The sequence below is a fragment of the Companilactobacillus nuruki genome (assembly GCF_002872255.1).
Classification (GTDB): domain Bacteria; phylum Bacillota; class Bacilli; order Lactobacillales; family Lactobacillaceae; genus Companilactobacillus; species Companilactobacillus nuruki.
On sequence record NZ_NIPR01000033.1, the window covers coordinates 20,868 to 35,095 of the forward strand.

General features: G+C 33.8%; 13 protein-coding genes and 1 tRNA gene. 3 read left to right on the plus strand and 11 right to left on the minus strand.

Annotated elements, in window-relative coordinates:
• Positions 1 to 37: 37 nt before the first annotated feature.
• Together CBP76_RS08580 and CBP76_RS08585 are read right to left on the minus strand one after the other, a co-directional pair.
• Positions 38 to 379 (minus strand): YlbF family regulator, encoded by a 342-nt coding sequence (locus tag CBP76_RS08580; RefSeq protein WP_102196491.1) that lies wholly within the window; start codon positions 377 to 379, stop codon positions 38 to 40.
• Positions 380 to 388: 9 nt separating this feature from the next.
• The gene (locus tag CBP76_RS08585) at positions 389 to 2,461 is read right to left on the minus strand and encodes a PBP1A family penicillin-binding protein (RefSeq protein ID WP_102196492.1); all 2,073 of its coding nucleotides are present in this window, start codon (positions 2,459 to 2,461) and stop codon (positions 389 to 391) included.
• A 90-nt stretch (positions 2,462 to 2,551) separates the two neighbouring features.
• On the opposite strand from CBP76_RS08585, the gene CBP76_RS08590 reads away from it, so the two are divergent.
• On the plus strand, positions 2,552 to 3,454 hold the full coding sequence (locus CBP76_RS08590) for an RluA family pseudouridine synthase (protein ID WP_102196493.1): 903 nt from the start codon (positions 2,552 to 2,554) through the stop codon (positions 3,452 to 3,454).
• Positions 3,455 to 3,537: 83 nt separating this feature from the next.
• Here CBP76_RS08590 and CBP76_RS08595 read toward each other — a convergent pair whose 3' ends face one another.
• From CBP76_RS08595 to CBP76_RS08620, 6 genes are all read right to left on the minus strand, one after another.
• Positions 3,538 to 4,458: a prenyltransferase gene (locus CBP76_RS08595; protein ID WP_166667232.1), complete on the minus strand. Its 921-nt coding sequence runs from the start codon at positions 4,456 to 4,458 to the stop codon at positions 3,538 to 3,540.
• A 13-nt stretch (positions 4,459 to 4,471) separates the two neighbouring features.
• On the minus strand, positions 4,472 to 6,163 hold the full coding sequence (argS, locus tag CBP76_RS08600; RefSeq protein ID WP_102196495.1) for an arginine--tRNA ligase: 1,692 nt from the start codon (positions 6,161 to 6,163) through the stop codon (positions 4,472 to 4,474).
• A 257-nt stretch (positions 6,164 to 6,420) separates the two neighbouring features.
• The gene (gene arcC, locus CBP76_RS08605) at positions 6,421 to 7,362 is read right to left on the minus strand and encodes a carbamate kinase (protein WP_102196496.1); all 942 of its coding nucleotides are present in this window, start codon (positions 7,360 to 7,362) and stop codon (positions 6,421 to 6,423) included.
• A gap of 107 nt (positions 7,363 to 7,469) precedes the next feature.
• Complete coding sequence (gene argF, locus CBP76_RS08610) at positions 7,470 to 8,507, minus strand: ornithine carbamoyltransferase (RefSeq protein ID WP_166667233.1); 1,038 nt, start codon at positions 8,505 to 8,507, stop codon at positions 7,470 to 7,472.
• Between the two features lie 63 nt (positions 8,508 to 8,570).
• Positions 8,571 to 9,800 (minus strand): arginine deiminase, encoded by a 1,230-nt coding sequence (gene arcA / locus CBP76_RS08615; RefSeq protein WP_102196498.1) that lies wholly within the window; start codon positions 9,798 to 9,800, stop codon positions 8,571 to 8,573.
• 256 nt (positions 9,801 to 10,056) lie between these two features.
• Positions 10,057 to 10,533 (minus strand): hypothetical protein, encoded by a 477-nt coding sequence (locus tag CBP76_RS08620; RefSeq protein ID WP_102196499.1) that lies wholly within the window; start codon positions 10,531 to 10,533, stop codon positions 10,057 to 10,059.
• 164 nt (positions 10,534 to 10,697) lie between these two features.
• On the opposite strand from CBP76_RS08620, the gene CBP76_RS08625 reads away from it, so the two are divergent.
• A tRNA-Gly gene (locus tag CBP76_RS08625) sits at positions 10,698 to 10,768 on the plus strand.
• Positions 10,769 to 11,320: 552 nt separating this feature from the next.
• On the opposite strand, the gene CBP76_RS08630 is transcribed toward CBP76_RS08625, so the two are convergent.
• Both CBP76_RS08630 and CBP76_RS08635 read right to left on the minus strand, forming a co-directional pair.
• Positions 11,321 to 11,506 carry a CsbD family protein gene (locus CBP76_RS08630; RefSeq protein WP_102196500.1) on the minus strand — a complete coding sequence of 62 codons (186 nt, stop codon included), beginning with the start codon at positions 11,504 to 11,506 and terminating at the stop codon, positions 11,321 to 11,323.
• Between the two features lie 65 nt (positions 11,507 to 11,571).
• Positions 11,572 to 12,105: a TetR/AcrR family transcriptional regulator C-terminal domain-containing protein gene (locus CBP76_RS08635; protein WP_102196501.1), complete on the minus strand. Its 534-nt coding sequence runs from the start codon at positions 12,103 to 12,105 to the stop codon at positions 11,572 to 11,574.
• A 400-nt stretch (positions 12,106 to 12,505) separates the two neighbouring features.
• On the opposite strand from CBP76_RS08635, the gene trpX reads away from it, so the two are divergent.
• Positions 12,506 to 13,525: a tryptophan ABC transporter substrate-binding protein gene (gene trpX / locus CBP76_RS08640; protein ID WP_245865695.1), complete on the plus strand. Its 1,020-nt coding sequence runs from the start codon at positions 12,506 to 12,508 to the stop codon at positions 13,523 to 13,525.
• A 73-nt stretch (positions 13,526 to 13,598) separates the two neighbouring features.
• On the opposite strand, the gene CBP76_RS13485 is transcribed toward trpX, so the two are convergent.
• Complete coding sequence (locus CBP76_RS13485; protein WP_281258473.1) at positions 13,599 to 13,721, minus strand: hypothetical protein; 123 nt, start codon at positions 13,719 to 13,721, stop codon at positions 13,599 to 13,601.
• Between the last annotated feature and the right edge of the window lie 507 nt (positions 13,722 to 14,228).

Sequence of the window (14,228 nt, forward strand, 5' to 3'; positions counted from 1 at the left end):
AAGGACTTAAGCAAATTACTTAAGCCCTAAGTCCTTATTATTTATCTTGATAAATTTCTGCGATAGGCTTTGAAATGATTTTGTTCAATTCATCCATCATTGAATTCATCTTTTGCTCTTTTTCCATTAAGTTTTGGATTTCACTGTAATTTGAAAGTTGATCTGTTAATTCACGCATGGCTTTAATGTCATCATCTGTAATTTCTTGACCTTGCATTTGCTTTTGTTGTAATTCAAATTGTTTATTTTGAACCTTATCAAAAAGTTTATAAGCCAAATCATTAGCTTTGACAGCTTCAAAAGCAAGCTTTAGATCAGCAACTTCAGTTGTCTTTCTTAAGTCTTGTTCAAGTTGATTGGCGCTATCGTAAATGTTCATATAGTCCTCCTATTGACCAAAAAAGTTCTTAATATCATTATACCATTCTGTAGCCTTATCTTTAACGTTATTTACACCATCTTGAATAGATTTAGTAATATCATTGCTACCTGTATCAGTATCGTCATCTTGAGCTAATTTTGCTGCATCCTTAACACCAAAACTAGTCTCTTTAGTATCCGGCAAAATATTTCCCATTTCATTTTTAAAGAGTGCTGACAAACCGTCTTCACTTGCACCAGGCAAGAAATGGTTTTGATCAGTTTTATCAAAACCGATCCAACTAGCAACAACTACATCAGGTGTATAACCTATCATCCATTGATCCTTAGTTCCAGCATAACCGTATGACCTAGGAACCTCAGTACTACCAGTTTTACCTGCAATTTGATAACCCGATGGTTTAGCGTTTTTACCTGTACCTTCATTATAAACACCAAGCATCATACTAGTCATCTCTTTAGCAGTATTTTTGCTGATAATTTGTTTAGTGGAAGCATTGGTATTATTAACAATAACCGTTCCAGTTGAATCAACAATTTTGGTAATGAAATGTGTATCCGCCAATTTACCTTCATTAGCAAAAGCCGTATAAGCACGAGCCATTTGCATTGGTGATACACCTGTTTCCAAGCCACCTAAAGCTAGGGCCAAATTTTGATCATTCTTATGAACCTTGATACCAAAATTCTCAACTGAGTTCACGCCCTTTTTAACACCAATTTTATCCAATAAGGCCACAGCGGGAACATTTTCACTCTGATACAAGGCTTTATACATCGGAATAGTTTCTGAATATAGGCCATCAGCATTCGTTGGCGTATATTTATTTTTACCAAAACTAGTAACCTCATTTGGCAAATCAGAATCATAACTATAACCATTTTCAATTGCCGGTGTATAAACAGCCAATGGCTTAATCGTAGAGCCTGGTTGTCTTGTCATCTGTGTGGCACGATTGAATCCTCTAAAGGTATGTTCGCCACGTCCACCAATAACAGCCAAAACCCCACCATTTTTAGGATCAACAGCAATTGAAGCACCTTGAACTTTAGTGCCATCAGCAGAATTCGATGGGAAAAGATAGTTCGTTTCAAATGATGTTTGCATTGAGCTTTGCACCTTTTGATCTAAAGTCGTATAAATTTTATACCCTTTATTTAAAATATCGTCTTCTTTGAGACCATATTTATTAACAGCTTCATCAATAACGGCATCGAAGAAATAAGGATATTTATACGAACTGGCGGTTTCATAATTGTCATTCAAATTAATTGCAGTATTCTTATAATAAGACGCTTGAGATGCAGTTAATTTCTTATTTTGAACCATTAAATCCAAAACTAGATTACGACGGGATGTTGAATTATCCATACTATCAATTGGATTATAAGCATTAGGTGCTTTCAATATCCCTGCTAAAACAGCTGCCTCGGCAGGATTTAATTCTGAAGCATTTTTACCAAAATACTTTTCAGAAGCATCCTGAACTCCCCAAACACCATTTCCAAAATAAGCATTATTTAAATACATCGTAATAATTTCTTTTTTTGAATAAACTTTATTTATTTCAATTGATAAGAATAGCTCCTCTCCTTTTCTGGAAAGAGTTTGCTTTTGAGTTAAAAGAGAATTCTTAGCCAATTGCTGTGTCAAAGTACTACCACCACCGGAAATCCCATGATGAATCAAATATCCCAAGGCGGCTCTAGCATAGCCTTTGATACTAAATCCAGGATTGGTCCAAAATGTTCTATCCTCAGTTGAGGTTACAGCATTTTGAATATTCTTAGAAATCTTATTGTAGCTAACATAAGTCCCTTTATTAGCATATAATTGACCTGCATCATCACCATCTCGATCCATGATCGAGGTTTTAGTTTGCAATGATGATTGCAAATCTTCAACATTTGCTGTTTTTGCTTTATAGGTCCAGTAACTACTCAAAACTAAAATAATAGTTAAAATTATTAGGATCAACCAACGTGTAAATTGGAACCTGTGCCAATATTTCTTTATAAAAGACCAAGCAACTAGTAATTTGGGCTTTAACCAAGTCCAAAAACCATTGTTATTATTCATTGTTTAAATACCTCTGTATAAGAACAAATTTTATCACATTATCGGACAATTTTATAAGTTAGTCCGAATCTTTAAGGAGTTATGATATTTATGTATCAAAAAATCATCACCTATCATCCCGATAGTAATGAAATCTTAACCATTCGAGATTTATTAAAAAAGTGGCTAATTCCCAAAAAATGGCAACATCTTTTACGAATTCAAAGAGATATTTTAATCAATGATCATTATCAACCATTCAATACTATCGTAAAAAATAATGACATCATTACCCTAAATTTTAATTTTCCACCACGATCTGAACAACATTATCTACCTGGTAGTGATGATATTGATGTTGTTTTTGAGGATGACGATATCTTGGTTGTCAATAAAACGGCTGGTAAAAAGACTCACCCCAATTTAAAGACCGAAAGTGATTCCTTGATGAACGACGTCGAAACCTATTTAAAAAATAGGCATCCTTACATGGTCCATCGAATTGATATGGAAACATCTGGATTAGTTCTAATATCTAAAACTCCTTACTTAGTTCCAATCTTCAATCGTCAACTTAGTAGTAAAACTTTACAAAGAGAATATCTTGCTGTCGTGAAATTAAACTCTCCTATCCCTGAAAAGGGCACAATTGATCTACCTATAGGTCAAGATTCAAAAGATGTTCGTAAAAGAAAGGTTATGCCTGATGGTTTATCTGCCATTACAAAATACCAAGTTTTAGAAAAGAATTTTCAATATGCCTTAGTAAAACTTAATTTATTAACCGGAAGAACCCATCAGTTAAGAGTTCACTTAGCTTATAATGGCTGGCCAATAGTTAACGATCCTTTATATAACAATGAACCTAAGAATGGTAACCTATTATTATTCGCTCACAAATTGACTTTTCGTCAACCATTTTCAAATAACTTACAAATAATAGAGGCAAAACCTTCCAAAAATATGTATAATTTAATATGTGCTTATTTAAAAGCAACCAAAAAGCTCACCTAATCCCGACAATTAGGTGAGCTCTTCTTTTATATTCAGAAAGAAGTTTTAGGAGTGATTTTTTTACTCTTTCTGATTTACTGTAATTAAAATACTGACATAACTAACTTAATAATCGCCCCGACAGCAATTAAGAAAATATACGTTACGGAGAATTTACTTACAGCTTTGATGACCAAAGGATACGTTTTGGTTTTAACCTGTTCCTTCAGATAAGGACGAAGATCGTCCCAAATATTTGGATAAAGTAGCACAGTTAACAGTGTAATGTAAGGTACTACTTTCATTAAAGCTAAGATGGGAACTAGCAGGAAGGCTAAAGCCCAACTAGCTTTAAATAAACTCAAAGCATTGGCTTTTCCTACTTTACTAACCAATGTATAACGACCATTTTTGAGATCTGCTTCTAAATCACAAGTACCATTACTCAACTCTGCACAAAAGAATGCAAAAGTATTAGGTAAACTTACTAAGATTACTGAAATGGCTGTGGAAGAATCAAACTTAGCTGTTCCCGCTAGCCCTAGATAGGAGTAGGCTATTGGAATCAGTTGGCTTATGGCAATAGCTACCGCTGCTTCTCCAAACATTGTGGAGTTCAGCGGCTTTGGACCACTTGAATATAACAAACCAATTGCTACGCCAACGACCCCGATCGCTAACGTTATCCAACCAGTTTGATAAATAAGAAATGCTCCAATTACTAATGGAAAAATGGCCAAACCGTACATCCATTTTTTAACTATTGCCAATGATTCGCGATTAATACCAATGGTACTAATTTTTTCACGGTATTCCTGACTAGTTGAGTTCTTATAATCCATGTAGTTATTATGAAAGTTAATAAACAAATGGATAAAGAAAACTGCTATGAAGCCTAAAATACCATATAGAAGATTAAATGTTCCGTAATTCAAATATGTAAAAGCTATTGCAAGTAACAGCCATGCCAAATCAAGTGTGGTTGTTTTTATTTCTGATAGTTCGCTAAAAAGTTTTCTATCCAAAATTCAATTCACCTTACATTTCTTCTGGAGCTTTGACACCTAGTAATGCTAATGACATTTGAAGTACGATTGAAACTGACTTAACTAAAGCTAATCTAGCTTTTAATCCTTCATCTTCGGCCAAGATCTTACTATGTGCATAATATTGATTAAAACTCTTTGCAAGTTTTAGAACATATTTAGCAACAACTGATGGTTCATATTCTGATGCTGCACGATCAACCACGTTAGGGAAATCTTGAAGTAATTTAATCGTATCCCACGCTTCTTCATCGGTTACAGCTAAATCATCAACATTATAATCAACTGCACCAGCCTTTCTAAGAATACTCAAGGCACGAGCGTTTGTATATTGAACATAAGGGCCAGTTTCACCTTCAAAACGAACGACCTCTTCCAAATTGAAGTCAAAACTATCACGACGATCATTCTTCAAATCATGGAAAACAACGGCGCCGACACCAACTGCTTCAGCAACTGCATCTTTGTTTTTTAAATCTGGATTCTTCTCTTCAATTTGTTTCTTAGCTAGATCAACTGCATCGTTTAAGACATTGTCTAGTAAAATAACATTACCCTTGCGAGTTGAAAGCTTCTTACCCCCAGTTGTGATCAAACCAAACGGAATATAAACAATATCATCGGCCCAATCATAACCCATCTTCTTAAGAACAATCTTCAACTTTGTAAAGTGCTCGGCTTGTTCTGAGCCAACTACATAAAGTGATTTTACAAAATCAAAAGTATCTTTACGATATTTAGCCGCTGCTAAATCACGGGTAATATATAGTGTTGCTCCATCCGTCTTTTTAATTAGTGCTGGTGAAAGATCATATTCTGATAAATCAACGATCTCAGCGCCACGGCTTTCCTTTAAAAGTCCCTTTTCTTCAAGGGTATCAACAATAGCATCCATTTTATCGTTATAGAATGATTCACCTGTAAAATGATCAAACTGAACATCCAAGCGATCATAGATTGTTTGGAATTCTTTTAGAGATAATTCCTTGAACCATGACCAAAGATCAAGTGCCTCTTTGTCGCCATCTTCCATTTTCTTAAACCAAGCACGAGCTTCATCATCTAGCTCTGGTTTTTCCTCAGCTTCTTTATGGAAACGAACATAATATTTCAATAAGTTATTGATTGGATCAGCTTCAACTTCTTCTTCTGATCCCCACATCTTATAACCGACAATTAATTTACCAAATTGAGTACCCCAATCGCCTAAATGATTGATCTTAACTGGTTGATAATTTAATTTTTTAATTATTTTAGCAATGGAATTTCCAATAACAGTTGAACGCAAGTGTCCCATTGACATTGGTTTAGCAATGTTAGGAGATGACATATCGATTGGAACGTTACGTCCCTTACCTTCATCAGCGTTACCATACTCATTTTTCTTTGTTAAAACTTCATGTAAAACATTATTTGAGAATTCTTTCTTATCTAGGAAGAAGTTGATATAAGCTCCAGTATTAACAACCTTCTCAAAATCAGCAGTTTCGATTTTTCCAACCAAGTCTTCAGCAATCATGTTAGGTGCCTTGTGCATTGTCTTTGCCAAAATGAAAGTTGGAAATGCGTAGTCACCTAAATCAGATGTCTTAGGTTTTTCGATTAATTTTGTGATTTGTTCCTCAGTAATTTCTTCTGGTAAAACTTTAACTAGTGCATCTACTACTTGTTGTTTAAAATCCATATTTTCCTCCTTATAGATAAAAAAAACGCCTCTAACAATACAATCCTGTATTGAAAGAGACGAGATTTCCCGCGGTACCACTCTAATTGATTAATATCCACTCATTAATTGAATTATTTAAATTTAATAAGAAAGGTGCGACTTAATCTTAGATATGGTCAACTCTCACCAAAACATGACCTCGCTTTAAATCCGACGATTAATTATTCCTTCTTTTGCATGAGTATGATAGCACATAAAATCACCAATAACAATAATTATTTATGAATAACTGTTCCTTTATCACCCGCAATAATCGCTTTTACATCATCTAAAGCTCCGATTACAGCCGATTTCCCAGTTGACCTTACAAAAGCCACCGCTGCTTCTAATTTAGGTCTCATGCTTCCCTTAGCAAATTCATCATTATCAATATGTTTTTGAATTTCATCAGCAGTCACATCAAAAATCTCTTCTTGATCGGGCTTGCCGAAATTATAATAAACTCCACTTACAGAGGTCAAAATAATTAGCTGATCAGCATCTACTAATTGTGCGATTTTGGACGCACTAAAATCTTTATCGATCACGGCCTCTTTACCAATTAATCTATCGCCTTCTTGCACGACGGGAATACCGCCGCCACCAGCAACAATTGGAATAATGCCGGCTTGCGATACTGTCTCAATCACCGGATATTCATTGATCTTAATTGGCTTTGGAGAAGGAACTACACGTCTATAACCCCGTCCAGAATCCTCAACGATCGTCCAATCTGGATGAGCTTTCTCTACTTCAGAGACCTCTTTTTCTTCATAAAACGGACCTATTGGCTTAGTAGGACTTTCAAAGGCTGGGTCATCTTTATCAACAATTGTTTGTGTAATCAAAGTAACTACTTGTTTATTGATTTTATTTTTTAATAAAGTTTCTTGCATAGAATTTTGGAACCAATATCCGATACTTCCTTCAGTCATGGCACCACATGTATCGAGTGGCAAAGCAGGATTTTTTTTACTGTCAGCTGCCGCTTGTTGCAACAATAAATTACCAACTTGGGGACCATTTCCGTGAGTAATAATAAGATCTTTATCATTTTTTACAAACTCAACTAATGATTCACAAGTTTTCATTACAGCGGCTTGTTGAGCCTTGGCACTGGCATCAGTACTTAAAATCGCATTACCACCTAGTGCGACAACAATTCTTTCTTTTGTCATAATCATTCTCCTAAAACTTCTTTTTTACAAACAAGTGTGGTCGGGTTCACTTGTGATTTACCTTTAAATAAAAAAGACCAACCTTTTACGGTTAGCCCTTCTTGTAGTTAAACCTTAGGAATAAATAGATTACCTAGAGTGGCTGCCATAATAGCTTTAATGGAGTGCATTCTATTTTCAGCTTCTTCAAATTGACGAGCATATTTACTCCTAAATACCTCATCAGTTACTTCCATTTCGCTGATGCCATATTTAGCTTTAATATTTTGACCATACTTAGTATTAGTGTCATGGAAAGCAGGTAGACAATGCATAAAAATAATTTGATCATCTGGTTGACCAGTTTTTTTGATCATATCCATATTTACTTGATATGGCTTTAATAGTTTGATTCTTTCATCCCACTGATCTTCTTCACCCATCGATACCCACACATCAGTATAGATAACATTTGTTCCTTTAACACCTTCATCAATATTGCTGGTAATCATAAATTTACTACCAGACTTATCAGCATATTTTTGAGCTGTATCAATCACACTTTGATCAGGGAACAATTCTTTAGGAGCAACGATATGAATATTTACCCCTAACATTGAACCAGTTACTAGGAAACTATTAGCCATATTGTTACGACCATCTCCCACAAAGGTCAACGTCTTGCCCTTGATTTCACCAAAGGTCTCTTTCATAGTCATGAAGTCAGCTAACATTTGTGTTGGATGCCATTCGTCAGTCAATCCATTCCAAACTGGGACTCCAGAATATTTGGCTAAATCCTCCACAGCTTTTTGAGAGAAACCACGAAATTCAATCGCATCAAACATGCTTCCTAGAACACGTCCAGTATCTTCAACACTTTCCTTATTACCTAGTTGAATATCATTTGCTCCCAAAAATTCTGGATGAGCGCCTAAGTCAATCGCTGCAGTAGTAAATGCTGAACGTGTACGTGTAGAAGTCTTTTCAAAAAGTAATGCGATATTCTTACCTTCTAAGTAATGGTGTGGAATACCCTTTTTCTTTAATGCCTTTAGATGAATGGAAAAATCAATCAAATATTCTAATTCTTCCGGCGTATAATCTTTTTCTGCTAAAAGACTTCTGCCTTGAAATACTGAGTTTTCTTTACCTGTATAATCCAAAATAATTCCTCCTAGAATGAGAATTAGGCTTAGTTTAGCACAATTTATTTAATTTAATTAAAATTATTTTAAATCTTCACGGACTAGTGGCATACTCATACAGCGTGGACCTCCACGGCCACGTGACAATTCACTTGAGACTGTTTCCAAAACTTTTAATCCATGTTGTCTTAGAATTTCATTAGAAACGTAGTTTCTGTCATAAGTTACTACGACTCCTGGAGCAATTGCCAAAGTATTAGAACCATCATTCCATTGTTCTCTAGGAGCAATAATAGGATCTCCATTGCCAGTTGGAATTAAGTCTAGTTCACTAAGACCTAATTCTTTTTTTAGAACTGCTTTAAGATCTTGATTATGCTCATATGTCAATTCACCATCTTTTCCAGGATGAATGGTCCATGTATCAATCTCTCCACCCTTTCCAAGAATTCCGGGATGAACGGTGAATTGATCATAATTAATCATTGTAAAAACTGTATCCAAGTGCATCATTGCATGATTATGAGGAATCTTAATAGCGATAACTGTATCATAATTGCTATCTTTGAATAAATTTCTAGAAATATCTTCAATAGCAGTTGCTGATGTTCTTTGTGAAACCCCAATTGCTAATACATGATCGCTTAGAACCAGCTCATCTCCTCCTTCAATTCGATGAGTGTGATCTCTATTACGCCATACGTGAAGGCCTTTATTAGCAAATCTAGGGTGATAATCGATAATTGTTTCCATAAACATTGATTCACGTTGTCTAGCTGCAAAGGTCATATGATTAATACTTAATCCATCACCAATTGCTGCGGCCGGATCTCTTGTGAAATACAAGTTTGGCATAGGGTCCATATAAAACGGATAATCAGAATCCTCTGCGGCACTGACTAAGTCTGTCGGGATAAAATCAATGTCGTCTTTTCGGATACCGATCATTAATTGATTTACCAAGGACTTGCTATCAAGAGTCATTAAAAACTCTTTCAAAGCATCATGATCTGCACCCTTGGCATAATCTGATTCGCGAAGCATTTTTTCTACAAACGTCTCTTTGATGTTTCCAGCATCAATTGCTTCAGCAGCCAAATCATCAAGATATAGAACCTCAGTTCCATTATCTTTCAAAATTTGAGCAAAGTTATCGTGCTCTTTTTGAGCCATTGGCAAGTATGGGATATCATCGAACAATAGTCGGGGCATTGTGTCGGGTGTAATGTTTTCCACTTCATGTCCAGGTCGTTTCAACATTACTACATCCAATTTACCAATTTCTGAAGTAACATGGATCGGTTTTGTCATAAAATCACTCCCTCTTTTAATTCCGTTACCAATACTCACTATATCTGAGAGAGAATTTTTTTGCAAGCGGTTGCAATGAAAGCCATTTTAAAGTTTAGATATTCTTCATTTATTTAATAAATTCTTTTAAGTTAAGTTTTCTTGAGAAATTCAATTCCTTTTCTAATTCAAATTTTATTGACTAAATGGCTTTGAAAAATCATATCAATCTTAAAATTTCAAAAAAAAATAAGCGGTTCATCCGCTTATTTTTTTACTATTTACCGTTCTTTTGAACAGACTTGATTGCTTCTTTGTGTGTACCATTGTATAGCTTCCACTTCTTATTGTCAGAAGTCTTGATGGTTGTTTTACCAACCTTAACGAATTTCCAATCAAAGTCAGGTTCCTTAATAATTCTAAATCCATCAATCTTGAATTTCTTAGGATCCTTCTTATCAAGAACTATCTTGGCCTTCTTAAAGTCAGTGATAACTTTCTTTGATCCATTCTTGCTTACACGAACAAATTGAACGGTCTTGTTATCCTTACCTGTGAAGAATGTGATATATTCGTCCTTATTATCAGAACCAACACCAACATAAACTTGATTCTTGATTTCAGCCTTTGTAATTTTCTTAGCTGAATGTTGTTCAGCCTGTTGACTGCTTGAATTAGAACAACCAGTGGCAACAGCAGCGAAGCCACCCATTAATGAAACAGCGGCCATAATAGTAACCAATGTTTTTTTCATTATAATCTTCTCCTTGATGCAATTTATTGATTGAAATGCATTGTTACTTTGATTTTATGGTAATGAAAACTAAAAATCAATTTATATTGTAAATTCCAAAGGTTTTTTTAAACAATCTTTATCTTTTCTAAGTTATTTATTGTATAATAATAGAGTTATGAAATGCGAACTTAGTTTAATGGTAAAATGCCAGCTTCCCAAGCTAGTGTCGCGAGTTCGATTCTCGTAGTTCGCTTTATAGAGTTTTATAAGTTACGGTGTGTTATGAAACACCATTAAATCAGCGCTTTGGTTTTTAAAAATTTCAATTTATTACAGATAATTACGAAAAAGTGAGCTATGAGTGTGTCACAAAAAAATAGTGAGAACGTAAATTCTAAACGCTAGTCTTAATTGACTAGCGTTTTTTTTATAAAGAATCTCATAATTACACAATAGTGACAAAAGACCATGTTAATAAAAGTTAAGAATCATGAAACATTGAAAAAACATATCAAAAAAGAATATGACAGTTAAACTCGAAATTAACAAACCGACCAAGTGGTATCAATGGATGATAATAATATTATCTATCATAGGAATGACTTATTTGGTGACTAAATAAAAAAAATAACACCATCAAGTATTTTGTTTATATCGTATTGACATTCTTTTTAACAACAGGAACAATAAGAATTTGGTTATTATCAATCGTTAATTTAATTACGGTATTTTCAACCATCCATGACTTTAAAAACATCTAAATCAAGTAAAAAATACCCACATCAACGAAGATGTGGGTATTGCTTTATTCATCACTCTTTTTGTTAATCTTTTTAGCAACTTTATCAACCATTTCATCAGCCTTATCTTTCACTTGGCCAACTTTTTCTTGAACCTTACCCTTTAGTTCCTTCTTATCGTCATCTGTTGCCTTACCAACGGTTTGATTTGTTTTACCTTTAATAATATCTTTTTTGCTATCAACACTCATAATAAAACTCCTCTCTTTTTGTTTATACATTAATCTTAACAACTTGAGAAATTAACAGCAACATATTAGCTTTTTGCCCCTATTAAATTATTTATTCCATTTTTAAATATCATTTCAAAAGAATCATCTAATTCATTAATAGCCATTTGAGAATTGCTCATCCAGAATTTCATTAGGTTCGATATACTAACTGATAAATATTCAATTAACAATTCTACTTGTCTATCATTCAATTGATTGTATTTTGACTTTTTATTAATCACACACATCCCTTTAACAGTTAGAAAATTCATTAACCGATCACCAAAACCAGAAACATCATTCTGATTTAATAAAACATTTACTGTTTTTTTATACTTATCAACTGTTTTTAATACTTTTAACATTCCATTCTCAGATTCATCAATTGAAGCTTCTAACGCTACAAATATATTATTTTCGATTGTTTGCAAAATTGAATATTGATTGATGTAATATCGATAGAATATTGTTCTAGTAACTGAACTGTTATTAATTATTTCTGTTACTGTAATTTGTTCTATGCTTTTCACTTGCAGCAAGTTTAACAGCACATTTTGAATTTTCTCTTGTATATTCATTAGTCCCCCAACTTAATTCGATTTGAATAGTGACCCTATTGTCCATTAAGTTTTGTAGTGATTCAATCGGCTTTTTGAATTAAAATAAATTTAATTAAATTTATTTTTTATAATATTATTATTGACATTCGTACCAATCTGCAATATATTTGGATCATCAAATTGTTAGGAGAATTATTATGAAAACATTATCTCTAAACATCGTAAATATTCGTTGGCAAAGCCGCTAGTTCAGATTGCTCCGATTCGGATGCAATCTGTTTGGGATTGTATCCGTGTCGGCTTATAAAAAACGAATTCTAAAGCCCGCATGGAAATTTAACTAATTGACCATGTGGGCTTCTTATATCTAAGGACAATCCCACTTTATGGAATTGTCCTTTTTATTTGGGGGAAATTTATGATGAAAAATACAAAAAAACTATATATGACAATAGCTGGTCTCATCGGATTAGCTGTGATTCTAATTGGAACATATTTCTATACTGGACGTACTAACTCACAACAAGCGAAAGCAATTCCTAAAGTTGGCGTCCTGCAACTGATGTCACATCCCGCCTTAGATCAAATCAATAAGGGAATTGATGATACTTTAAAGAAAAATGGTTACATAGATGGAAAGACTGTCCATATTGAATTTCAAAATGCCCAGGGAGACCAAAGTAACCTCAGAACTATTAGTAAAAAGTTTGTTCAGGATAACGTTGATGTTGCAGTTGGAATTGCAACTCCTGCTGTTCAGTCATTGATGAACGCTACCAAAACAACCCCTATAATTCTAGGAGGAATCTCTAATCCCGTTGGTTCAGGTTTAATTAAAAGTGAAAAACGCCCTGGTGGTAACGTTACAGGAGTTGCTGGTACATCACCGCTCAAAGACCAGTTGACTTTAATGGAGCAAGTAATTCCCAATCTTAAAACAATAGGAATTATCTATACTTCAGACGACTCACCAGCTGCTTCTCAAGTACAAGAAATGAAAAACCTAGCACAAAAAGATGGTATAGACGTTAAAATTTCAACAATCAGTGGTATCAACGATTTACAACAAGTTGCTACAGATTTATCCAATAAAGTTCAAACTATTTATGTACCTACTGACAATACAGTTGCTTCTGGCATGAAATTATTATCATCTATTGCAGCTAAAAAGAATATTGCTGTTTTCCCTGGTGCCACGACAATGGTCAAGGACGGCGGATTAGCAACAAATGGTATTAGTCAATATGAATTAGGTGTTAAAACTGGTGAACATGTCGTCAGAGTTCTTCAAGGTAAGGAAAATACCGCTACAACACCAGTTACCAATGTTAATAAAGGTCATATTATGTTAAATGAAAAGATGGCAAAAAAATTACATATTAAATTTCCAAATTACCTAATTCAAAAAGCAAAAAAGGATGGACAAATCATCAAATAAAAAAAGTTTATCTAACGGCCCTAATGGCTATTAGATAAACTTTTTAATTAGAAATAATATTTCTTATTTTAATTTAAATTGTCTTCAACTTATTGACAGCTTCTTCAATTGTTTTACCATCAGCAAAAACATGAGTGTTTTTATCTTCAACAGTAAACAACTGAGACTTTGTATTTAGTTCTACACGATATTTCATTTGTTTACCTCCCCATTAATTATTTCTTTTTATCTGCTCAACGGATAATAAATGAAATTATATTCTTTATTTATTAAAATGCAAACCCTTTCTTTTTAATATTTTGATTCTAAATTATCTTTTATGGTGGCAAAAAAATTGGGTTACAGATATAATGAACACAGTTAATAAGGAGAAGATGCAAAATGAAGAATATGTCCAAAAAAGAATATCCGTCGTGGTACCCTCATAAACGAGGGCATAACACAGTAGAATTTAATAAACCAGATAAATGGTACGAATGGTCGGCCATTCTGGATGTTATCTTTTTTGCGATTTTTTTACTTATAATAAATCATTAATAAAAAGGTAAGCACCTAATAACTGACCGTATTGAAAAATAAAAAATCATCCGTACTCTCATTTGAGAATGCGGATGATTTTGTGTGTTCATTTATGCGGCGATTTTTTGATTATCTTCGTTAGTCGTTTTCAATCGTGATGATTTAAAGTTCCACGGTAAATAGG